The organism is Aliamphritea ceti (genome assembly GCF_024347215.1).
In the GTDB taxonomy this organism is placed as follows: domain Bacteria; phylum Pseudomonadota; class Gammaproteobacteria; order Pseudomonadales; family Balneatricaceae; genus Amphritea; species Amphritea ceti.
On the sequence record NZ_AP025282.1, the window covers coordinates 4,328,065 to 4,351,604 of the forward strand.

The 23,540-nt window shown below is 48.5% G+C and carries 21 protein-coding genes; 16 read left to right on the top strand and 5 right to left on the bottom strand.

Annotated elements, in window-relative coordinates; translation table 11 throughout:
* The first annotated feature begins 347 nt into the window (after positions 1-347).
* A complete protein-coding gene (locus OCU49_RS19620; RefSeq protein WP_261842235.1) occupies positions 348-1,316 on the top strand; it encodes a class I SAM-dependent methyltransferase in 969 nt (322 codons plus the stop codon).
* Between the two features lie 305 nt (positions 1,317-1,621).
* Here OCU49_RS19620 and OCU49_RS19625 read toward each other — a convergent pair whose 3' ends face one another.
* Positions 1,622-2,905: a cystathionine gamma-synthase family protein gene (locus OCU49_RS19625; RefSeq protein ID WP_261842236.1), complete on the bottom strand. Its 1,284-nt coding sequence runs from the start codon at positions 2,903-2,905 to the stop codon at positions 1,622-1,624.
* Positions 2,906-3,213: 308 nt separating this feature from the next.
* Between OCU49_RS19625 and OCU49_RS19630 the strand changes: the two genes are divergently transcribed.
* Positions 3,214-3,855, top strand: a complete 642-nt coding sequence (locus OCU49_RS19630; protein ID WP_261842237.1) for an HAD family hydrolase — start codon at positions 3,214-3,216, stop codon at positions 3,853-3,855.
* 52 nt (positions 3,856-3,907) lie between these two features.
* On the opposite strand, the gene OCU49_RS19635 is transcribed toward OCU49_RS19630, so the two are convergent.
* Both OCU49_RS19635 and OCU49_RS19640 read right to left on the bottom strand, forming a co-directional pair.
* Positions 3,908-4,693 carry a sulfite exporter TauE/SafE family protein gene (locus tag OCU49_RS19635; RefSeq protein ID WP_261842238.1) on the bottom strand — a complete coding sequence of 262 codons (786 nt, stop codon included), beginning with the start codon at positions 4,691-4,693 and terminating at the stop codon, positions 3,908-3,910.
* Between the two features lie 134 nt (positions 4,694-4,827).
* Positions 4,828-6,327 carry a hypothetical protein gene (locus OCU49_RS19640; protein ID WP_261842239.1) on the bottom strand — a complete coding sequence of 500 codons (1,500 nt, stop codon included), beginning with the start codon at positions 6,325-6,327 and terminating at the stop codon, positions 4,828-4,830.
* A gap of 217 nt (positions 6,328-6,544) precedes the next feature.
* On the opposite strand from OCU49_RS19640, the gene OCU49_RS19645 reads away from it, so the two are divergent.
* Positions 6,545-6,907 (top strand): MmcQ/YjbR family DNA-binding protein, encoded by a 363-nt coding sequence (locus OCU49_RS19645; RefSeq protein WP_261842240.1) that lies wholly within the window; start codon positions 6,545-6,547, stop codon positions 6,905-6,907.
* 93 nt (positions 6,908-7,000) lie between these two features.
* On the top strand, positions 7,001-7,900 hold the full coding sequence (locus OCU49_RS19650; RefSeq protein ID WP_261842241.1) for a DMT family transporter: 900 nt from the start codon (positions 7,001-7,003) through the stop codon (positions 7,898-7,900).
* Here the strand turns inward: OCU49_RS19650 and OCU49_RS19655 are convergent.
* Positions 7,872-8,777, bottom strand: coding sequence for a LysR family transcriptional regulator (locus OCU49_RS19655; protein WP_261842242.1), 906 nt, complete (start codon positions 8,775-8,777; stop codon positions 7,872-7,874). The genes OCU49_RS19650 and OCU49_RS19655 overlap by 29 nt on opposite strands.
* A 142-nt stretch (positions 8,778-8,919) precedes the next feature.
* Between OCU49_RS19655 and OCU49_RS19660 the strand changes: the two genes are divergently transcribed.
* The 4 genes from OCU49_RS19660 (at position 8,920) to OCU49_RS19675 (ending at position 14,756) form a co-directional block, all read left to right on the top strand.
* Positions 8,920-11,340: a GcvT family protein gene (locus OCU49_RS19660; RefSeq protein WP_261842243.1), complete on the top strand. Its 2,421-nt coding sequence runs from the start codon at positions 8,920-8,922 to the stop codon at positions 11,338-11,340.
* 188 nt (positions 11,341-11,528) lie between these two features.
* A complete protein-coding gene (locus tag OCU49_RS19665; RefSeq protein ID WP_261842244.1) occupies positions 11,529-12,536 on the top strand; it encodes a taurine ABC transporter substrate-binding protein in 1,008 nt (335 codons plus the stop codon).
* An 80-nt stretch (positions 12,537-12,616) separates the two neighbouring features.
* Positions 12,617-13,432: an ATP-binding cassette domain-containing protein gene (locus OCU49_RS19670; RefSeq protein WP_261842245.1), complete on the top strand. Its 816-nt coding sequence runs from the start codon at positions 12,617-12,619 to the stop codon at positions 13,430-13,432.
* A 1-nt stretch (position 13,433) separates the two neighbouring features.
* The gene (locus OCU49_RS19675; protein WP_261842246.1) at positions 13,434-14,756 is read left to right on the top strand and encodes an ABC transporter permease; all 1,323 of its coding nucleotides are present in this window, start codon (positions 13,434-13,436) and stop codon (positions 14,754-14,756) included.
* Between the two features lie 98 nt (positions 14,757-14,854).
* Here OCU49_RS19675 and OCU49_RS19680 read toward each other — a convergent pair whose 3' ends face one another.
* The gene (locus tag OCU49_RS19680) at positions 14,855-15,799 is read right to left on the bottom strand and encodes a LysR substrate-binding domain-containing protein (protein WP_261842247.1); all 945 of its coding nucleotides are present in this window, start codon (positions 15,797-15,799) and stop codon (positions 14,855-14,857) included.
* 114 nt (positions 15,800-15,913) lie between these two features.
* On the opposite strand from OCU49_RS19680, the gene OCU49_RS19685 reads away from it, so the two are divergent.
* The 8 genes from OCU49_RS19685 (at position 15,914) to dapA (ending at position 23,496) form a co-directional block, all read left to right on the top strand.
* Positions 15,914-17,152 carry an MFS transporter gene (locus tag OCU49_RS19685; RefSeq protein WP_261842248.1) on the top strand — a complete coding sequence of 413 codons (1,239 nt, stop codon included), beginning with the start codon at positions 15,914-15,916 and terminating at the stop codon, positions 17,150-17,152.
* A gap of 188 nt (positions 17,153-17,340) precedes the next feature.
* Positions 17,341-17,829 carry a hypothetical protein gene (locus OCU49_RS19690; RefSeq protein WP_261842249.1) on the top strand — a complete coding sequence of 163 codons (489 nt, stop codon included), beginning with the start codon at positions 17,341-17,343 and terminating at the stop codon, positions 17,827-17,829.
* Positions 17,830-18,232: 403 nt separating this feature from the next.
* A complete protein-coding gene (locus OCU49_RS19695; RefSeq protein WP_261842250.1) occupies positions 18,233-19,111 on the top strand; it encodes a LysR family transcriptional regulator in 879 nt (292 codons plus the stop codon).
* Positions 19,038-20,039: a PhnD/SsuA/transferrin family substrate-binding protein gene (locus tag OCU49_RS19700; protein WP_261842251.1), complete on the top strand. Its 1,002-nt coding sequence runs from the start codon at positions 19,038-19,040 to the stop codon at positions 20,037-20,039. Before OCU49_RS19695 ends, OCU49_RS19700 begins: the two co-directional genes overlap by 74 nt.
* Positions 20,040-20,088: 49 nt before the next feature.
* The gene (locus tag OCU49_RS19705) at positions 20,089-20,523 is read left to right on the top strand and encodes a VOC family protein (protein WP_261842252.1); all 435 of its coding nucleotides are present in this window, start codon (positions 20,089-20,091) and stop codon (positions 20,521-20,523) included.
* Positions 20,524-20,786: 263 nt separating this feature from the next.
* Positions 20,787-21,743: a GlxA family transcriptional regulator gene (locus tag OCU49_RS19710; RefSeq protein ID WP_261842253.1), complete on the top strand. Its 957-nt coding sequence runs from the start codon at positions 20,787-20,789 to the stop codon at positions 21,741-21,743.
* Between the two features lie 66 nt (positions 21,744-21,809).
* On the top strand, positions 21,810-22,223 hold the full coding sequence (locus OCU49_RS19715; RefSeq protein ID WP_261842254.1) for a putative signal transducing protein: 414 nt from the start codon (positions 21,810-21,812) through the stop codon (positions 22,221-22,223).
* 406 nt (positions 22,224-22,629) lie between these two features.
* Positions 22,630-23,496 carry a 4-hydroxy-tetrahydrodipicolinate synthase gene (gene dapA, locus OCU49_RS19720; RefSeq protein WP_261842255.1) on the top strand — a complete coding sequence of 289 codons (867 nt, stop codon included), beginning with the start codon at positions 22,630-22,632 and terminating at the stop codon, positions 23,494-23,496.
* The last annotated feature ends 44 nt before the right edge of the window (positions 23,497-23,540 follow it).

Below are 23,540 nucleotides of genomic sequence, written 5' to 3' on the forward strand. Positions count from 1 at the left end.
ACCTATTATCTGCGGCTTAAAAAGCCAGCCATCTACGAACTTTCCACTTCATTGGCATCATTACAACCAGATTACAGATGCAACAATGACCCGGCTATGTCATACAAAGTGAAGACATTCTATGACTACTAAATTTCCGGGTATTCTATCCTGCTTATCTTTTATATGCTCAATAAATCCCTCTTGTAGTTCATGGTTACTACTTATGAACATACAAATACAGCAACTATTTATACACCTGGAAATTCTTACTTATTGCACTCAATTAAATGCACTGACATTTATCGACATTTCATTCACATCGCCACAATTACCCTACAGGTATAAGTCTTAATGGAGGGTATTCCATGAAATGTGCATTGTGTAGTAGTACTGAAGGTCATGAAAACCTTTCGTATCAAGACAGTAAAACCACCAAACCGCTACTTGTATCTATGTGTAACCATTGTGGGCTAATTCAGCAAAACCCCATACCCAGTAAAGCAGAACTTTGCAGATACTACAGTCACGATTACCGTCAAGACTACAAACATAGCTTTGAGCCAAAGCCTAAACATGTCTACCGTGCCGGGACAACGGCTATGCAGCGTATCCATTTTTTAACAGATAACAATATTTCCAGCGGAAAGTTGCTGGATATCGGTGCAGGAGGTGGAGAGTTTGTTTACCTGAGTAGCAAACAAGGATTTAACAGCAAAGGATTGGAACCCAATATCGGTTATGCGGAATTCGCCAACAAGCACTACGGCAACCAGATAACAGCTGGTAACCTAGATGATCTTCAAGGGAGTTACGATGTAATAACTCTTTTCCACGTTCTGGAACATTTAGCCTCTCCAATTGACGCATTTGCAAAGCTGCATGCTGCACTTAACCCGAATGGGAAACTGCTGATCGAAGTCCCCTGGATTGAAACAAACGATGCATCACCTAAGAACATATACTTCAAAGCCCATCTCTATTATTTCTCAACAGAAACGCTCATTGCCTGTGCCAGCCATTACTTTGATGTCGTCAAAATAGACACTCAATCGAACCTGAAGATTATTTTCAAAGCAAAAGCGCAACTTACAGAAACTACACTGCCCAGCCCGCAATCAGTAGCAGCCTTGAAAACCAGAATGAAAAACAAAGGCTGGGGTGAATATTTATTTATCGGTGGAGGACTTCTGAAACCTGTAAAACAACTCCGTCGAATACTGAAAGAAAGACAAATTAAAGACGGCAGCCCAAAAAATATTTTGGATAACCTCAGCCTAAAGCAATCTTTCCAAAGTCATGACAATAACAATTTACAAACAAAGGCTTACGAATAGGTCTTAACAGCATAATCTTATCCATATATATCTATGACTAAGCCCTGAACTACGACTGCCTGGTAGAGAATAAGCAGGTACTACCAGGGCTCTGAAAAACCATTTTAAAGCTCATCGAGTAAAACCAGACTTCTTACTTACTTCAGCGAACTATTCTTAGTATGTTCGTAAATCAAGAGGAAATGAGTCAATTCAAGTATCAACACCGTCTCCCCAACACAAAAACCTTATCGGAAACGAGATACAAAAAAGCCGGTTGTTATCCACAACCGGCTTTTCAGTTTAAGCATATATCACTATAAATATTAGCCTTTTGCGACAGCCTCAAACGCCTGCTGCAAATCAGCAATCAGATGCTGACTGTCTTCCAGACCCACTGACAGACGTAACATGCCATCGCCAATGTTCATTTGCTTACGTTTCTCTGCACCCATTTCCCAGAAAATAGTATGCGCAACAGGAATAATCAGGCTACGGGAGTCGCCCAAACCTGTGGCTTTCATAATAATTTGCAGAGCATCAACAAACTCTAAGCAGCTATCGGCATCTGACAGTTCAAAAGAGAGTAACCAGGCGCCGGAACGAAACAGTTCTGTTGCCAACTCATTTGCTGGATGGCTCTTGAGGAAAGGATAATGCACCTTCGCTACCTGCGGGTGATTTTCCAGAAACTCTGCCACTGCCAGCGCAGTTTCACTGCTCTTACCCAGGCGCAGTGCCATAGTCTCCAGCCCAAGGCTGATCTGATGTGCAGTCGCAGAACTCATGGTTCCGCCCATATCACGGAGACCTTTTTTACGAACCTGCATCAGGCCCCACATTTTTGAATCGCCACTGCGATAGTTTTCAAAAATGTTCGGATAGTTTTCCCAGTTATACAAACCGGTATCGATTACCACACCGCCCAACGCCTGTCCCTGACCCGCAGCTGATTTAGTCAGCGAGTGAATCACCATCGAAGCACCAACAGCTTTAGGTTTAAACAGGCAGGCAGACAGAATAGTGTTATCCACAATGTAAACCAGTTCTTCCTTATTACAGAACTCACCGATCTTCACCATGTCAGCAACCTGCGTACCTGGGTTAGCAACTGACTCAACAAATACCATCCGGGTATTGTCCTGACGGGCGTCAATAACGTTTTGTACGTCAGTGCCATCAACCCGGGTAATTTCCACACCGAAGTTCGCCAACGTATCCAGCAAGCTGGCAGTATTACCAAACAAGAACTTAGAAACGATCAGGTGATCGCCAGCTTTTAGCAATGTCAGAAATACTGCGGTAATAGCAGCCATTCCCGTCGAAAAGCCAACGGCACCTACTCCTTCTTCAATACTCGCTAGCTTAGCTTCCAGCGCAGCAGTACTGGGGGTGCCCTGCCGGGCGTAAGGAGAGTTACCTTTAATTCGCCCCTGAAAAGCGCCGATCAGATGATCAACACTTTCAAAGGTATATTGAACAGATGGGTGTACAGGGCTGTGAATAGTGCCATTGGCATTCGCCATGCGACGGTCAAAATGCACTACATCCGTCGTATATTGATCAGTCTGCGCCCCAGAACCGGCGGCATTGTCTTCGCGCTTTGCCATAAAAAACTACTACCCATAAATAAAATATTCATACAGAGTATGATGCTAATCTATCCGCCGCCAAGACTCCACGAAATCCGCCAGCTTTTAGCCTTTTCCTGACCTGAACACAGGGTTATGCCTACCCTTGAAGACAAACAGACACTGTTGAGTATGTTTTTGGCATGCTGTCTGCTCTCTCAATATAAAGTTGCAACACAACAATCATAAATCTGTGACACACTTAAATCAGGCTGACTGATATCAAACGCTCAGACATACAGCACTTAATTTTCTCAGCCCCACACACTTAGCACAGGACGGCTTACATGCATCACATCATGTTCGACATTGACGGTACTCTGGTGCAATCCTGCGACTTTGACGAACATTGCTATATAGCCGCAATTAAAGAAGTTACCGGGCATACTCTCAACGGAGACTGGAGTACATATCCACAGGTTACAGACTCCGGTGTACTGCTACATTTTTTACAACAGATAGGCTTGCAGGATAAATTCACAGAAATACATCAACAGGTAAAAACACTCTTCACGGAAAAGATTGCGGATCACCTGCAACAAACACCCTTAACAGAAGTGCCAGGCGCAGCAACATTTATCAACTATTTGCGGGATCAACAGCAGGTCAGACTATCACTGGCAACAGGTGGCTGGAATGAAACGGCCCGGTTAAAGCTGGCCGCAGCGGGTATCGACATTACCGGTATTCCATTAGCATCCAGTAATGACCACTATGCCCGAACAGAAATCATGCAGCTCGCGCTGCAGCAAGCCTGCGAAAACAGAACACCCAGCAGTCTGAGCTATTTTGGTGATGGCGAATGGGACCGCCGCGCCTGCTCAGAGCTGAACTTTAATTTCATACTGGTAGGTAATCGCACCTGTCACCACCAGCAAATCAGTGACTTTAGCGACTTACAGCAAGCACTGACATTTCTGCCGCTGTGAATATCTTCACAGATTTCATTCAGGCCTGCCTAAGAGCCCTGTTATCAGAACCTTACTTTAGAAAATAATACGCCGAAAAACTCAGCCCAAGCACCACAATCGCACTTTTAAGTATGTCCTGTGGTAAGCGGCGTGCATAGCTAGCAGCTCCGACACCACCCAGCGCAGACCCACACATCATTACTATCGACTCTGGCCAGGAGACCAAGCCACCGGCGACAAAAATTGCAATGCTGAGCAAAGAGACGGCCGTAATCATCAGGTTCTTTATCGCATTGGATTCATGATAATCGTGATAGCCAATGATCTTGAGGATCGACAGAATAATAATCCCCAGTCCCGCACCAAAATACCCACCGTATATAGAGAAGGTAAAAATCGATACTTTACCCATCAGACTATCTTTCATGTCTTCACCGTTACGGCGCTTACTGATGAAAGCATTAATACGGCTACCAAAGGCATACAACAGCGTGGCAATCAGTAACAAATAAGGCGTCAGGATGACAAAAATTTCACTGGGGCTAAAGATCAGGATCACAGAGCCCAAACCACCACCAATAACACTGACTGCGATAATCAACAGCGCTCGCCGCCCCATATTTCGCAGTTCATGCATATAGAAAGGAATCGCCGCGGCATAACCCGGCATGGTCGCCAAAAAGTTACTGGCATTGGCAACACTCGGTGGCAACCCCACACTGATGAGCACAGGAAACCCCACCAGCGTTGCACCGCCAACCACTGCATTTATCATCCCGCAGACGATACCAGCAGCAAACAGATACGCTATAACCAGAGGCGTCATGCCCCAGAATTCCGCGTTTAACCATTCCATGTATTCAGTTTCCGCCTATGTAAGAAACGCTGAACTAAAAACGGCTATTTAATCGGATTACAGCTATAGCGTCACCCGAGAATATCTAAGGTAAAAAAACACAAAAAATGATGATCAAATTCAAAACTGCCAGTTCAGCTTTGCAGTAACTCACTGGCCTGGCTAACAACAGTATTCAACTTATCTCCAGAGCCATTCATATAATACACGCTGGCCGCCAGATAACGGTCACGCCACTCTGGGGATACTGCATAACTATTTTCAAACGCCGCTTCAGTGAACTTATAATCATGGTAACCGGCGTTTTGCTGCATGGTATGAAACCGACCTAATGCCCGATACAGATTTGCATCACCGCCCTGCTGCAAAATATGCAATAACTGACGTGATGCAACCGAGCGATTCTCACTGATACTGGCAAACAATTCTCCGAAAGTTTGCTGAGCATCATCTCCCACAGGAATGGTTTCCAACGGTTCCATATTATCGATCATGATGCCCTTTCGCCGATCGCCTAATAAATCCCGGAATAAAGTAACAAAAGACATAGCCTGCAACAGCAACATACGTTTCGTCCGGTCATCATCAGAGCGCTTATAACCGTAATACATAGCGTTGATGGAAGTATTGGCATGCACACTGGTAATGCCCGATACCCGTGCGAGTAACTCACCGGCACTAAGAATAATCCCGTCCCACAAAGTTTGCGGTGCAATGCTTTGCTGCAACATGTCCACGACCAGTGAACCGGTTTCGTCCGCCCTGGCAGAACGCAGCGCATTGAGAACTTCCGGTACCAGTAACGGATCAGGCTTGCCTTCTTCCCAACTCAATGGAAACAACGTGGCAAAATGTACATTCGCCCGCCACGGCTTATCGGCAGCATGATCACTGGTCGAAGGATTACTCACACCCTCATGATTCAATAAGGCATAAACAGTAGAACGCAGCACCGGTTCCGCATAAGCATCGCCAAACAAGCGCAATAAGCGATAACTGTTGCTGACGGTGATCGTCTTATGACCAATATCACGAAAATCCCTGGCACCGTAATAAAACAGCAGCGGAAACAGCTCATCTAGATCGGCTTCACCGGCCAGTTGGCTGATCGCGATATCAGCCCCTTCGCCATCCCAGCTATCCATAGCCCGTACAAAATCCCCCATAGGATCATTACTGCTCGCTTCAATAGCATCAGCAAGCTGCCAGTCACCATTAAACGTATCGTGCCGCTGAGCTTGCTTGAAGGTGTCCGCCGCCCACAGCATTCCCAACCACTGTTCAGATTCATCTAAATGTCGCAACGTGTTATGCACCGACGACAGCATCATCACTGCATGATATTTAAAACCAACATCCGGATAAGGTTCCACATGATGCACCGCCGCCATGGTCAGGCTTGCCAGTAAAGAGCGGGGAAAAATCCCCTGATTAATCTTGGTGACCAGTAAAGGTAAGAGTTCTGCCCGTGGCGTTTCTACTAACATACGTGTCAGCCGTTCCACACCGGACACAGGAATTGAAAATGCCTGCGCACGGCCCGACATCATGGCCGAACCAACTGCACTGCCAAGCGTTGATCCCAGTATCAGGCCAGAGGGGGCTAATTGCAGAAAGCGACGTCGGGAAAACATAACAACAACTCCTTGAAACCAAAGCGGTTAGTACCGATAGGCTTCTTATATTTATTGTATTGAAGAAACCCTGCACTGCAGCACGCAAAATCCAAAATGCAAACTTCTCCGAATATCAATATAGTGCAGTTAACGGCGTGGACCAGCTCTATCCCGTAAAACAGGGCATAGATTTAGCCCCTTACCAGCCTGTTGAATAGTTGCAAAGGATGTCGTTTTGACCCCGGATGACGTAAAACAATATTGCAGTCGCTTACTTGGCAGCGAGAGCAAACTCAGCGGTGCACCTGCCAATATTCTTACTTATAAAATTGGCGGTAAAAAGTTCGCCTATTTCAAAACCAGTGAACCGGAACAATGGCGTTTCAGTGTAAGAGTGACGCCCGAACAGTATCTTGAACTGACGGATCAGCCCGGTATAAAACCTGCCCGCTATATGCACCGATTTCACTGGATCAGCATCGTTCATGTCGCTCAGCTGCCGGATGATTATCTGCAATTACTGATCGAAGACTCCTATACCCGGGCATTTAACACGCTGAGTAAAAAAGTCCGGGAAGCAATCATTAACAACGAATAATAAACTGCTGTCGGCACAGTCATTGCGGACTATAATACGCCCCTAATTTACACGCTTCCGGTAAACGAAAGACTGATCCAACAAGGACGATTAATGCAAATCAGAATGCCATTGCTGGCTGCCGTATGTGTCACCGCTATCTGGGGACTGAATGTTGTTGCACTGAAGATTGGTGTGACTGAAATCCCGCCCAGCCTGTTGAATACACTTCGTTTCGCCCTGCTAGCAGTGCTACTGTTGCCGTTTGCCAGAATCCCCTGGAGTACTCTGCCAAGCGTCTTATTAATCGGTTTACTGATGGGCGTGGGACACTTCTATCTGCTGACCTTAGGCGCCAGTTATGTCAGCAGCAATACCACCGTTATTATTGTCATCACCGGTGCACCAATTTCGTCATTACTGGCCTATCTGCTCAAGATGGAAAAGCTCAGCCGCAAGCAAATGACCGGTATTACCATTGCGTTTTCCGGCACGGCGATACCATTATTGCTAAGTGGTTCGGTAGATTTAACGCTTGGTACTCTGATCATTGTCGCTTCAATGACCTTCTGGGCAATGACCAATATCATCATCCGTAAACTGGACGATATTCCCCTGCTAAGCCTGCAGTTCTGGATCGGGATTATCACAGCACCTGCCTGTTTTTTTGGTTATTACCTGGCAGGAAACAGCATGGATATTGTCTCGCAAATCACTGTACCGGTGATCATTACTGTTGTGTATATGGTGATTTTTTCATCGATTATCGGCTACTACCTGTGGTTCGCAATCATCAACCAGCACGGCATAAACCGCATCGTCCATGTCACCCTGTTGCAGCCACTCTTTACCATGGTCTTCGCCTATCTGTTACTCGATGAAGTACTTTCCGGCCCTCAGTTACTCAGTGCCGGCGTAACCCTTGCAGGTATGGGCATTTACTACCATAAAAAACGCTGCGATAAAGCTGCTGCTCAGGCAGCACTTAACGCTGATAGCGGGAAGGATAACTGACTTCTTCTAACAGCCAGTCGGCAAAGTAACGCGCCCCTTCGGACAATGCTTTGCCGCTGCGATAACACAGATAGTAACTGCCATCAGTATCAATTGTGTCGGTAAAAGGCGCAGTCATTTGCTGCGCTAAAACACCATGCTGCATCAACTCGTCGTACATCAGACAAACTCCCAAACCATTAGCAGCCATAGAAACCGCCGTGCCGTGGCTGTCCATATACTGCAAACTACGTGACTGGTGCATATCCAGCTGATGCCCTTCACACCAAGCCTCCCAGCCCTTTGGCGTGCCGATAACGTCCAGTAATGTCAGCGATAAAATATCTTCTGGCTGCCGTAGCCAACGGGCATTTTCCAAGCTGCAGTAAGGCCGGAGTTTCGGTGTAATAAGCCGCTCGGACGTGAACCCTTCCCAGCTTCCCGAGCCATAGCGAATCTCCAGTTCTGCCGTTGAAATTTCAAAATCACTTGACCAGTTGGTTCCCAGTTGACGAATTGAAATCTGAGGAAAAATAGCCGTGAAATGATGCAGCCGCGGCCCCATCCAGAGCACGCTGAAAGCACTGTTCACACTGACATCCACCGTCGCGCTCTCCCGGGGTGAAAAAATCTTCGCCGCACCGATATTCAACTGCTTCAGATTCTCTTCCACCAGCGGTAAAAACGCTTTCCCGGCATCACTGAGCTGCACGGTGCGCTTCACCCGAATGAATAACTGCTGGCCCAGATGATGCTCCAGCAACTGCATTTGCTGACTCACTGCAGACTGGCTCATATGCAGTTCTGCCGCGGCCCGGGTGAAACTCAGACAGGTACCAACAGTTTCAAATGTCCGCAGCCAGTTCAGCTGAATTTTTGATGTAAGTAATTTATCCATAAGCTCAGCTTATTAATTATCGAGTTTTAAATCGTTTGTTTGGAGATACAGGGATATTTAGCATGGAATCATCCGGTCAACAAGTGGCGAGATGCTGTATCAACCCACCCGACCATGCACCACAAACAGGATTAAAATAACAATGAAGAACACCACTGATGTATTAATCATCGGCGGCGGTATCGCCGGCGTCAGCACCCTCTACCACCTGACTCAGATGGGCTGGACAGACGTGATGCTGACTGAAAAACTTGAGCTGACTGCCGGTTCTACCTGGCACGCTGCCGGTAACCTGCCGCACTTCAGCAACAGCTACAACATCATGAAGCTACAGCAATACAGCATCAGCCTGTATGCCAGACTGCAGCAGGAAAACGAAGGTGGAGTTTCCCACCACCAGACTGGCGCGGTACGCCTGGCACACACTCAGGACCGAATGGATGAGTTCGAGCGGGTTGTTGCCATGGGCGAAATGGCCGGCCTGCGTCTGGAAATGGTTGATACCGACCGCCTGAAAGAACTTTATCCACACCTCAACACCGAAGGCCTGCTGGGCGGTATGTGGGATCCGGACGATGGTCACATCGACCCGACTACAATCACTAACGCCATGGCAACCCGTGCCCGTGCTGCTGGTGCAACTATCGTGCGTCAAAATCCGGTAGAAAGCATTGAGCAACAGCCAAACGGCCGCTGGACAGTCACCACAGCGAAAGGCGTCATCGACGCCGGCATCATTGTTAACGCGGCCGGTTTCCGTGCCAACGAAGTGGCATCCATGGTTGGCCATCACCTGCCAATGTGCTCAATGGAGCATCAGTTCCTGGTAACGGACAACATTCCGGAACTTGAAGAGTTGGATCATATGATTCCAATGCTGCGTGACCCTGATGTGTCTTACTACCTGCGTCAGGAAGGCAAAGGCCTGATCCTCGGTCCATATGAGCCAGGCGGGATTCCATGGGCAGTAGACGGTGTGCCTAAAGCATTCGGTCAGGAACTGTTACCCGCTGATCTGGAACGTATTGAAGACATCATGTGCACGGCGATGGAGCAGGTCGAGATTATCGGCAAAGCCGGTATCAAAACCGTGGTTAACGGCCCGATCACGTATACTCCAGATGGCCACCCACTGATTGGCCCGGTACACGGCTATGACAACTACTTCGTCTGTACCGGTTTTAACTTCGGTATCGTTCAGGGCGGTGGTGCAGGTCATTTCATGGCCCAGTGGATTGTTGATGGTCATCCGGAACTGGATTTCTTCGAACTGGATCCACGTCGTTTTGGCGACTACGCCAACCACGAATACACCGTTGCCAAAGCTACAGAAGTCTATGCCAACGAATACCAGTTGGGTTTTGCAAACGAATACGCAATGCGTCCGGCTAAGCGGGATCAGAAAACCGTACCGGCATTGCTGCGCCAACAGCAGAAGAACGCAGTCTGTGGTGCTTACTTTGGCTGGGAACGTGCCAGCTGGTTTGCACCTGCCGGCCAGCCTGCCACTGAAGTTCACAGCTTCCGTCGTGGTAACTGGTTTGAAGCGGTTGCAGAAGAATGCCGCCTGGTTCAGGAAAAAGCCGGCGTTATCGATCTGTCACCTTTCACAAAATTTGAGATCAGCGGTGCGGGTGCTTACAACTGGCTGGAGTCGATTTCCCCTAATCAGACACCACAGGAAGTCGGTGCTATCACCCTGTCTCACCCGCTGAGCCGTAACGGTGGTATCGCCTGGGAATATTCCATCACCAAACTGGCTGATCAGCACTACTACATCATGGCACCGGCTGCGGCTGAATTACTGGTAGAAGACTGGTTGCGTCAGCGTTTACCTGCCGATAACTCAGTACAGCTGGATAACATTACCCGCAACTACGGCACCTTAGTACTGGCAGGCCCTGAAGCCCGCAAGATTCTGTCCAAACTGACAGATACACCGCTGGATAACGACAACTTCCCATGGTTTACCGGGCAGCAAATTGAAGTAGCTGGCGTGCCGGTTCGTGCCCTGCGTATGAACTTCGTTGGCGAACTGGGCTGGGAACTGCACCACCCGATTGAACATCAGCTGGCACTTTACGATGCCCTGATGGAAGCCGGCGCAGCGCACGGAATTGGCGACTTCGGTCTGCGGGCTATGGACAGTCTGCGACTGGAAAAAGGCTATCCGATGTGGGGTCACGATCTGAATCTTGAATTCAACAGCCGCGAAGCCAACCTCAGTTATTTTGTTAAAACTGAAGGCCGCGAATTTGAAGGCAAAGCAGCGCTGGCAGAGTCCCGCGGTGATGACGAGCACCGCCTGGTATTGCTGAGCATCGACAGTACTGATATTGACGCCAGCACAGGCATGGAACCTGTCTACTGCAACGGTGAAGTCGTCGGCCAGGTCAGTTCCGGTGGTTACGGCCACCGTATCCAGCAAAGCCTGGCACTGGCATACGTACGTCGTTCCGCATTAAACGCAGAGTTGAGTGTGAAAGTTCTGGGCAAGACCTATCCGGCCCACCGGATTAAAGGCTGTGCCTACGACCCAAGCAACGCCCTACTCAAAGCATAAACCGAGCAACTCCTGATTCCCCGGCCTGGCCGGGGTTTTTTAGCCTTTTTTGTAACCTAAAAATAAGCCCAACAGCCCAACCCGGAAAGAGGAAAAAACCGATCCAGACGCGAAGTTGAAAATAACAATAACACCGGATTCAGCCTGTAAAACGGCACTGAGTCTGAACTTTATAATATGGAGTACCTATGCACTACCAGAAGACTAAAACTGTACTGAAGCATACTCTGATGGGCGCAGCACTGACCGCTGCCCTGAGCACAACGGCACAAGCCCGTGACGAAATTACTGTTGCCTACTTTCTTGAGTGGCCAACCCCTAACCTGTTTGCTCAAAGCACCAAGGCTTATGAAGAAGCCATGGACGTTAAGATCAATTGGGTATCTTTTGATTCAGGCACCGCTATGTCTGCAGCAATGGCATCCGGCGATGTGCAGATCTCATTCTCACAGGGCATCCCACCTTTCGTAGTGGCGGCATCTGCTGGCCAGGATCTGCAAATCATAGATGTAGCCGTTGCTTACTCTGAGAACGATAACTGCGTCGTCCGTGAAGACCTGGAAATCGACAAAACCAATGCCAAAGAACTGGCGGGTAAGGAAGTCGGCGTGCCAATTGGTACAGCCGCTCACTACGGTTTCCTCAAACAAATGGAATATTTCGGTGTTGATACCGCCGGTATGAAAGTTGTTGATATGGCGCCACCTGATGCCGCCGCTGCTTTTGCGAACGGTAATCTGGATATGGTCTGCGGCTGGGGCGGTGCTCTTAAGCGCATGAAGGAACACGGTAACGTTTTGCTGACTGGTGCTGAAAAAGAAGCCATTGGCATTAAAGTTTTCGATGCGACGGTAATTCCATCCAGCTTCGGTGATGAATACCCGGAACTGATTGCTAAGTTCCTTGACGTAACTGCCAGTATGAACAGCCGTTACAAAGCACAACCTGACACTATGTTGCCAACCATTGCTAAGGCCGCCGGTATGGACGAAGCCGCCGCAAGTGGCACGCTGGCAGGTTTCAACTTCCCAGCCCGTGATCAGCAGCTGAGCCAGGCATGGTTAGGCGGCGATCTGCAGGTATACCTGAAAGAAGTCGCTGATTTCTTCACTAAGCAAGGCACGATCCCACAGGCCCGTGCGTCTTACGACGACGCGGTGAACGCATCTTATCTGCAAGCCAGCAGCCAGCTGTGATCGTCCGGTACAGCAACTGCATTCGGTGAACCGAGCGTAGTTGCTGCACCCTCTGTTGAATCTGTAGAAGTGAAATCACCATGTCAGGATTAAAAATAAACGCCGTCTGCATGACCTTCGACCTGCCTGACGGCAGCGCCGTTGAAGCCCTGAAAGATATCAACCTCGAACTAAAAAAAGGTGAGCTGATGTCGGTGCTTGGGCCCTCCGGTTGCGGTAAAAGTACACTGCTCAACATTCTCGCCGGTTTTCTTGCACCAACCTCAGGCCATGTCATTCTCAACCATGATGATGCACCTGATACAGAAGTGCTTGGACCCGGCCGTGAACGGGGCATGGTCTTCCAGCAAGGTGCGCTATTTGAATGGATGAGCGTCCGGGAAAACATCGGCTTTGGCCCCCGTATGAAAGGCACTAATGAAAACACCATCAATGCCCGGGTAGATGAATTACTTGAAATCGTTGGCCTGCACGACTTCGGTGAAAAAATGATTTATGAGCTGTCCGGCGGCATGCAGCAACGAGTCGCACTGGCACGCTGTCTTGCCAATGACCCGGATGTCATTTTAATGGACGAACCATTGGGCGCACTGGATGCCCTGACCCGGGAAAAAATGCAAAGCCTGGTACTGGATATCTGGAAGAAGACCGGTAAGACCATCATTCTCATCACCCACTCTGTGGAAGAAGCTCTCCTGCTGGGCGAACGCCTACTGGTAATGGCACCCCGCCCTGGTCGCATCCACAAAGAATATCAGCTTCCATTTGCAGAACTGGGCGCCCGCGCCGATCTGCGTGAAGTTAAGAAGCATCCTGATTTTGCAATCAAACGGGAAGAAATTCTCGGCATGATCTGGGATATGGAAGAAGAAATCATGGGCCGTAAGGAGGCTTAGTATGTGGCAGGAATTTCTCGCTCTCAGTTCCGACACCCTGTCTCTGGCGGTCGGTATCGCTATCATCTTTTCCCTGTATGTTGGTATTAGCGGTTTTTGTTACATGGCGTTCAGCCTAGTATCACAATTCCGCCCACAACATGCAGACTTCACCAGCCGTAAAACTGTCACCTTTGGTGATGAAAGCGCGGTCACAGCTAACCGGGTCGCTTCGGTTCTGGCGGTTATCACTATCTTCCTTATCTGGGGTGTATTCACAGGTTCAAAAATTGTGCCCTTACATGTACCGGGTCCTTTCAGTGGCAACACCAGCTTCACCTATACAGCTGAAAACACACTGGGCAAAACAGCCACCGCTACCGTACATGTACAGGTAAAAGACGCCGAAACCCCGGCGCATAATTTTAATCTGGATACAGCTCAGGGATTCGCCAGTGACGATCAGCTGATCGTGCCGGTTTCCCGTAGCAAGCTGCTTAAAGCACAAAAAAATGATCGGGGCGGCGACCAGCAGGGCTATAAAATCACCCATGTGGATCATCAGCAGATCAGCCCTGGCACGACGCTTAATGTCGATCACGGCACCGTACGTATGACCGCTAAAGGTAGCTTGTCATTTACGCCGAATGCAGGCTGGCAGATGGAAGCAATCTGGCTACCTGCACCGGAAGCAGTGGTTGAAAAAATTATCAGCATTGCCGCCGAAGGCTATCAGAATGTCAGCTTGGCACAGAACGTAGGCTGGTCTATGACCCGGGTCATAATAGGCTTCCTGCTGGGCTGTCTGTTCGGTATTCCACTGGGCTTCGCCATGGGCCTGAATGGCTGGCTACGCGGCTGGTTCGATCCGATCGTTGAGTTTATGCGCCCGGTACCACCACTGGCACTGATTCCATTGGTTATCATCTGGTTCGGTATCTGGGAACAGGGCAAAATCAGCCTGTTATTCCTGGCATCCCTGTGGATCATGACCATTGCTGCCCGTGCTGGTGTGTCCGGAGTAAACATTACTAAGGTGCATGCGGCCTATTCACTGGGGGCTTCCAAACGCCAGGTTTTAAGCAAAGTTATTCTGCCCAACTCCCTGCCGGAGATCTTTACCGGTGCCCGGGTTGCTATGGGTGTCTGCTGGGGAACCGTAGTCGCTGCCGAACTGGTTGCTGCTGAAAAAGGCGCCGGCAAGATGATTATTGCTGCATCCAAATTCCAGCAAACCGATATCGTTATTATGGGTATCGTTATTATCGGCATCATCGGTTACAGCATCGAGATTCTGATGCGTAAAGCCGAAGACCGACTGGTGCCATGGAAAGGTAAGAGCTAAAAAAGATAACTACCAGATATTTGTATAACAACAGATAAACGATTGCCAATGGGTAAAGGGGCTCTGCTTTGCAGGCCCCTTTTTATACTTTCTGTTATCTATTTACCTTTGTTCTTACTATCAGAACGGCCACCAAAGCTCTCCAGCAGCCATTCTTTAACCAGCAAGGCATCATCACTGAGTAACACGTTATCACTATGGACCAAATACATATGCCGGCTGGCTGGCAAAGGTTCATTTAACAGGCCTACCAATTCGCCACTGGCAAGCTCCCGCTCGATCAGTGATCCTTCCAGCAAACCTATTCCTACATGATGGCGTACAGCATCCAGTACATTAACGCTGGTATTACAGTGATAAACCCGCTCAAGATCCGGATTAATATTTAGCAACGGATAGACTTTGTGCCAGTCCGGTTGCTGCTGGTTATAAATCAGACAGCAATCTGCTGATGTCATCGCTTTAAATCCGTTATGTTCAGCGTCTGATACATTCTGTAATTTTACTTTAAGCAACGGATGGCTATGCAAATACGCCGTCGAGCAAACCGGCATCAGGCAAACATCCTGCAGTTTTTCGCACACAAGCCCGCTAGTAGGTGTACTTAAATGCCTAACCGCCAACTCGTTGTGTTCACCATTCAACGCTTCCGGTAAAACAGAGACATTGGTCTGTAATTCTAACTGTGGATAACGCTGAAAAAATGCTGCTAACCGGGGTGCAAAGCATTGTTGTGCAAAGCCCGGAGGCAAAGCGAGTTTAACCTGACGCCGCCGTGACTGACGGGATATTGAGTGACTCACACCCAGTAATTCATTTAACTGATGGTCTACTCTTTTAAAGTAATCTTCACCCATACGGGTCAGGCGAATCACCCGAGTGCCACGTTCAAACAATGCAGCGCCCAACCAGCTTTCCAGAATCCGGACCTGTTGGCTGACTGCACCAGGTGTTATCGACAATTCTTCGGCTGCAGTTTTAAAACTCATATGCCGGGCCGCGACACAAAAATAATGTATCGCTTTAATTGGTGCTGTATCCATAAGAGAGATTTTCTATTCTATATCCGGGCTATTTATCATTTGTCAGAATTACATCATTACTTCAGGATAGCCAGCAACTTACTTACACACCGATATCAGGAACGGCTTAAGACAATGAATCGCATTCTTTCCAGCCCTTGGTTTGTAGTTGCTGCAGCAGCCATCATTCTTGCAGTAAACATGGGCATTCGCCAGACAACCGGAATCATGCTGCCGGAAATCAGCCTGGATCTTAACTTACCCCGGGCCGAACTATCTTTTGGCTTTGCCGTACAAAATCTACTGTGGGGCGCTGTTGCACCTTTCGCGGGTTTGCTGGCTGAACGCTATGGATTATTTCGGGTAATGTCAGTCGGCGCCCTGCTCTACGCAGCAGGTATGATTCTCGCGGCGCTGGCCGAAAACGGCTGGATGTTCTTTGCCGGTAACGCCTTATTAATTGGTGTTGGTGTGGGCGCAACAACTTATCCGCTTGCCCTGGCAGCCGTCGGCAAACGCTTCGCTGAACACAACCGCACTTTTGCTTTAGGCATTGCCAGTGCTGGCGGTTCGCTCGGGCAGTTTCTCTATGCATTTGCACTGGGGCAGATCGACGCGGAATATAACTGGTCAGAAATATTTCTGATATTTGCCTCCAGTATCATTCTGATCATGCTCTTTTCCCGGGCTTTGTTACCGCCTAAAAATCAAAATTCTTCTGCAGCCTCCACTGATGTTCCTACGAACTCCGCAGTTGCTTCATCAGGCGTCAACTGGCGGGATATTCTTGCCGCTTTTAAAGTACGGGATTATCAACTGCTAAACCTGGGATTCTTTGTCTGCGGTTTTCACATCGCATTTTTATCAGTGCACATGTCCGGAATTGTTGCTTACTGTGGTTTACCGGCATCAGTAGCATCTGAATCCATCGCACTGATCGGCTTAGCAAATGTTGCCGGAGTTATTCTCGCTGGTTGGGCGGGAGATCGCTGGCACAAGCCCTGGCTGTTATCGTTAATTTACTGGCTGCGTGCCTGCCTGATTATGCTTCTTTTGCTGATGCCCGCTGATGAAACCCTGTTCTATCTCTTCTCTGTCATCATGGGGGTATTATGGTTATCCACAGTGCCTCTCACCAGCGGCATTGTGGCGAGAATCTTCGGACCTAAAAACCTCGCATCGCTATTTGGCTTTGTTATGTTCAGCCATCAAATCGGTGCTTTTTTTGGCAGTTGGTGGGGCGGGCTGATTTTCGATGCGACCGGCTCATATGATCTTGCGCTGATCATCAGTGCGGCACTGGGTTTATTCGCTGCTTTTATACATCTGCCAATTACGCCGGCACGCTTACAACAATACCAGCCTGCAAACTGATCGCCGGCTGTTTAGCTACATCCGAAGCGCCGGCAGTATGTAGTTGTAAAGTTCTGTCAAAAACAGCCTCAAAATGTGTAATGAAATTTTTTCCTGACTTCCCGGTCACATCTACACTGAAGTAAGCTTTACAGCCAACAATGCTGTTTTATCTTGCCCGTTTTCCTTACCTATTTGGAATCTGATCTATGCGACTGTTACTCACCCTGACTGTTACTTTCCTGCTCAGCGCCTGTATGGATACCAAACCACCTCAGTTACAAACACAGGTAACAGCAGTAACTTACACGCCGGATGCTATAGAAATGTCTGCACGCTCAATGCAAAGTGGCGAAATTCGTGCGTTAAACAGGCACCTGGAAAATATCTATTACACCGCCCAGCAGCCGAATGCTCCTGTGAACATTAAAGTCACGGCACTGAAACGAAAGGAAGACTGGAAGCGCGGTTATTTGCCGCTTGGCTGGGTTGTGCGTGGTACCGCTAATATTCTGGCCCGGGCAGATGGTGCGACTTCGATGCAAACCCACCTATGGGTAACGGTAAGTAATGAACATCAAAGCCGGGATTACTACATTGAAGGCGGCCACTTTACCAAACACAAACAGGCATTTTATAGCAATGACTTCCCCGCGCTTGCAGAAGAACTACAGGAAGAAATCGATGATGATTTTTAAGTTTTAAAGCAGCAGCCTGCCTATACAGGATGCAATATACCGGGCTGTTATCAGATCCAGATGAGGCCCGCCAGTATTCTTATACACAGTAATATCCTCCGCTGTTAAACGTCCCAGAACCTGCCCTTGTTTACTAAGCCCCGCATAACTAAAACAGATCACACAGACTATATGTAGCGCTGATCACTCTTTCCTTCATCGACACCACTCAATCACCACAGTGTTCGACAGTCAGCCACGGCTTCTCTGGCAACCAATGTAAAAACGACTAACTGATTACTCAACTGGTTTCTGTTATAGCCTCTATAATCATTACGACATACATCAGTATCTGCGCATTAACCACTTGATCGGTATGGATAAACTGCTAATCTCAGAGAAAATCAGTAGCCAGATAAAAATTATGCGCGCACTTCCTCCCCTGAATGCCTTACGGGTATTCGAAGCAGCAGGTAAGCAACTTAGTTTTACGCAAGCAGCACATACTCTCAACGTAACTCAGGGAGCCGTGAGTCGTCAGATAAAACAACTTGAGGATTACCTCGGTGTGCCGCTGTTTATTCGTCTGCACCACCGTCTGGAACTGACAGACGCAGGTCGTCAGCTACTTGCCAAGCTGGAACAGTCATTCAACCTCATGGAAGGCGCTGTCCAGGAATTACGTGACCCTAATCAGCGTCAGAAACTGAATATTCTGGTGCCGCCTACCTATGCAACACGCTGGCTGGCACCGCGGCTAAGTGATTTTCACAACCGTTTTAAAGAACTCGAATTATCAATTCAGGATCAGACCAACGATCAGATTACCTTTGACTGCCAGATTCGCTTCGGTCAGACAGCCCGTCCTCAGCATTACAGCGAGCTATTAATTCTCGAACAGCATATTCCGGTATGTGCACCACAGATGCTTGAACAGGCAAAACAGCTGGAAAATCAGAACCATAACTTATTGCACATATTACATCAGGGTAAGCGCTTGCCGGTTTGGAACAACTGGTTACAGGCCGCCGGATTACTCGACCTGATTGACCCCGCCCGGGGGATGGAATTCAGTACGCTTGATCAGGTCATCAACACTGCTAAAGGCGGCGCTGGCTTCGCCATTATTGATAAACAGATGATCCATGAAGAGCTGGCTGATGGTAGCCTGGTTCAGTTCAGCAATATTGAAGTATCCGGCCCTTCCGGTTACTGGCTGGATATAGTCAATGACCGTCAGGGGCTGGCTAAAGTTATTCACTTCACCGACTGGCTACGCGACGCGACGCTGGCTATTTCGTAATCAATCTGAAGCGTGTATCCTGCCCGGCATCTGTACTGATACCTATAACCGCAACCCGGATAACCGCACGCTCGTGAAACTGATCGCCAGCCTTCCCTGGTATGACCTGACTGCCACTCAACATCAGCTGGATAATTTCTGGCAGACGATGCGTGCCTGTCTGTCTGTGGAAATCGCTGATCAACTGGCGGGTCAGTCCTATGGTCAACGCTCAGAAAGTAGCGTTATAGAGTTACCTGAACAGCTAGACCGACAGACGCCATTGGACCAGCAATGGCAAAGTCGCGCATTACTCATCAGCCAATGCTGTGGTCCTGATCTGTTTACACCACAGGCAAGCGAGCTGGTTGCCGTGGCACGTCCGGTATTCAGTGATCTGGACTGTCGCCCTGGCAACTATTTCAGCCACATTGTTACAGCTGCATCGCCACGTTCAGGTAAACGATTGGTGGTGAACTCCCCCAGCTCCCGCTCAGGCTGTAACGCGCTACTCGAATGGTTTGACGCTCAGGGTTGGCAGGCCGATCAGTATCTGGTCAGTGGCTCACATGAAGCTAGCCTGCAGCTTATCCGGGAAGGTCGTGCTGATTATGCTGCAATAGATGCGCATTCCTGGAATCTGCTCAGCCAGACAGAAGCTGACAATGGTGTCGTTATTATCGACCAGAGCAGTGAAGCCCCTGCTCCACCCTATGTAACGCACCGAGCAAATCCGCTTTCAACCGATATATTGCTCTCGGCGCTGCAACAGAGCGTGGCTTTAAATGGCCAGCAACTGGGGATTATCGATATCCTACCCACTGATATCGAGGTTTATCGCTGCATGCAAACACCATCAGCCACTGGCTGGCGCTGTAACACTCCTCTGACAGATCTGCATGTGCATTGCACCGCAGACAACCTGCCCTGGCAAATTTCCTGCCTCTGAACTGACAGGCGGCTATCCTTAAAGGCAGTTTGCTAAAAGGAGAGTCAGTATGTTGAATATAGAAAACGTAAATCACATCGGCATTCGTATTCGCGATAAAGCACGGTCGGTCAGTTTCTACGAGTTACTCGGTTTTCAGTTCATGACAGATACCGGCTTTGACGAAGGGCATCCAGTCGTTCTGCGACATCCCAGTGGCGTTGTTCTTAACCTGCTTGGTGCTCCGAAAGTAAGTGGTGAAGGTAATATTCTGATGGACGTGCCTGAAAAATATACCGGCATTACCCATGTTGCCCTAACAGTCACTTCCCTCAGCGATACCCGGAAATTTATGACGGAAAACAACATCGAGATTACCGGCAGTTTTGAAATCCCACATATGGAGGCGATCTTTATCCGCGACCCGGACTGTAATGTCATCGAACTGGATGACTTTGTTGATAATCAGCAAACAGGCACTGCCGGTTTCGATCAGCACATCTGAAATATATTATTTACAGCTGCCATATAACGAGGAACCTCAAGCTAACTGATAAAACAGCTCTTAGTTAAAAACTCCTGGTTACATGGCAACCTTACCGACGACGACAAAATTTACCGCCAGCACGACAAAAAACGCTATGTGAAAGAAAACATTCACTTTTTTTAGGGTATTTTTGTAAAGTTATAGTAATCTCAATCACGCTGTATGACTGCTGCAGGTGCCGTCACAGTTGAGTTTAGTTTGACCAAACGGAAAACCCGCTTATGATTCTCAAGCCCGATCACGACGGCATTTTTACCATCTCGTTTCTGCTCTTGCCGGAATACGCAATGGTCGGGTTACTCTCCGCCATCGAACCCTTACGTGTCGCTAATCGCTTTGCGGGCCGTGAAATCTTTCGCTGGCAACTGCTTTCTGATGACGGTGACAGTGTTAACGCCTGTAACCAGTTGGCAATTCAGCAAACACAATCCATCCAAGATGTTGATACCCCGAAAAACCTGTTTGTGTGCGCCAGCTACAATCCTGAGAAGTACATTAACGAGACGACTCTGGCCTGGCTGAAAAAACTCTATCGTAAAGGCTCAATACTTGGTGCGATGGATACCGGCTGCTATGTACTGTCCGCTGCAAACCTGCTGCGCAATCAGCGTTTTACACTGCACTGGGAAGCTGTTCCTGCATTTCAGGAAGATAATCCCGGTGTGGAAATCAGTAACGAACTCTTTGAAATTGATAAAAACCTGATTACCTGTGCTGGCGGCACCGCTGCAATCGACATGATGCTGCACATAATTCAGGCTGAATTTGGGCACGATCTGGCGATTAATGTCTGTGAGCAGTTTATCCAGAGTGGGATCAGGCAGAAGTCAGCCAAGCAACGAATCGGGCTGGCGGCCCGGTTAAAAATTCATCATCCCCGGCTATTAAAAGTACTGGCAAAGATGGAAGCGAATATCGAAAATCCGTTATCGCCTACTGAACTTGCAGAACATGCTCATTTGTCGGTACGCCAGCTAGAACGGCTATTCCGCAGCCATTTGGACAAGTCACCCACCGGCTATTACATGCAGATTCGCCTTGAACGGGCACAGCAGTTACTGCGTGAGTCGCATCTGAGTGTCGCTGAAATAGGTATTGCCTGCGGCTTCAGCTCTGCACCACACTTCACCCGCAGTTACCGTAACCAGTTTCAGCTCAGCCCCAGCGAAGACCGTTGACAGCTATGCTGTACAATAAATGCTATATCTCATAAGAGATGTTCAGCACACGAAAGGAGAACAGATATGATTACCATCGCACGTTTTTCTTTTCCTTATGAAGCACATATCGCACGCGCCAAACTGGAATGTGCAGGCCTCACCCCTTTTATCGCTGATGAACACACCATCAATATGCAATGGCTTTACTCCAACGCGATGGGTGGTGTACGGCTTCAGGTACCTCAGGCTCAGGCCGAAGCAGCACTGGAATTACTGGCAGAAGAAGACGATGAAGCAAACCTGATTGCTGAACAGGGCTGTGATACCACTGCCTGTCCAAATTGCCAAAGCTATAATACTGAGTATTATCAATTCGGCCGCCGCTGGACCTTTCTGTCAATAATCCTACTCGACCTGCCTGTATTTCCCATTCACGATGGAATCAAGTGTCGTGATTGCGGTGCTTGTAGCAAAACCGCAAAGCCTGACTCAAAATAACTATTCCCACCCAGACCGACACATCGTTGCCACTATCTGAAACAACCCAAAACTGTATACAGAGCTATATACAATTACATACCGCAGAGCCTGTAAAACCGTCACTTTTAAGCGTTTTTTTAACGATCTGAATACCAAAGTCGTAGAAGCTAAAACTAAGCCTCTGAACAACTTGACTGCAACCACAAGACCCGCTAAATTCCTGCTCCAATAGTAAACAGGATTTAATTTTGGCAACTTTCGCTTCTTTCGATAAACGCAACGATAAACCGGGGAAAACCTCTGGCGATTCGGCGTGCGTGTGAAATAGCGAAAAACTGCAAGAAATCACATACGAAAACCGGTCGCAGGCGCACCGGTTTTTTTTTGCTTGTGTGCGGCGGCCAATAAAACCCAGGAGTTGAACATGTACCGCGGATCCTATGTCGCAATTATTACCCCATTACGCGACAACCAGCTGGATGAAGAAGCCTTACGCAAAATGGTTAACTGGCAGATCGAACGTGGCACCAACGGCATTGTGCCTGTCGGTACCACAGGTGAGTCGCCAACCCTCAATGAACAAGAACACAAACGTGTTATCGAAATCGTTGTGGAAGAAACTGCCGGCCGTGTACCTGTTGTAGCAGGTGCTGGTTCCAACAACCCTGTAGAAGCGGTTGAATACGCCCGCCACGCACAAGACGCCGGTGCAGACGCACTGTTGTGCGTTGCTGGTTACTACAACCGTCCAAATCAGGAAGGTCTGTACCAGCACTTCAAACTGGTTCACGACAGCGTTGATTTGCCAATCGTTATCTACAATATACCGCCACGTGCGATTGTTGATGTCTTGCCTGAAACAATGGCTCGTCTGGCAGAACTGCCGCGGGTAGTGGGCGTAAAAGACGCTACAGGTGATCTGTCACGTATTTGCCAGGAACGCCTGCAGATTAGCAAAGAATTTTCTTACCTGTCCGGTGAAGATATGACTGCACTGGCGTATAATGCCTCCGGCGGTCACGGTTGCATTTCAGTAACTGCTAACGTTGCACCAACACTTTGTGCACAAATGCACAAAGCGTCACAGGAAGGTAACTTTGCTGAAGCGCTGGCCATTCACGACAAGCTGGCACCGCTTCACAATGCTATGTTTGCTGAGCCAAGTCCAGCTGGCCCTAAGTATGCAGCGTCCCTATTAGGCCTGTGTACTGAAGAATGCCGCATGCCGGTTATGCCACTGTCTGAAGAGACAAAGCGTACCCTGGAAAGCCTGCAGCACCTAATGGGTTAAAGCACAATTTACGTGCTGTAAAAGACTCTGGGTTATCGCGGTCA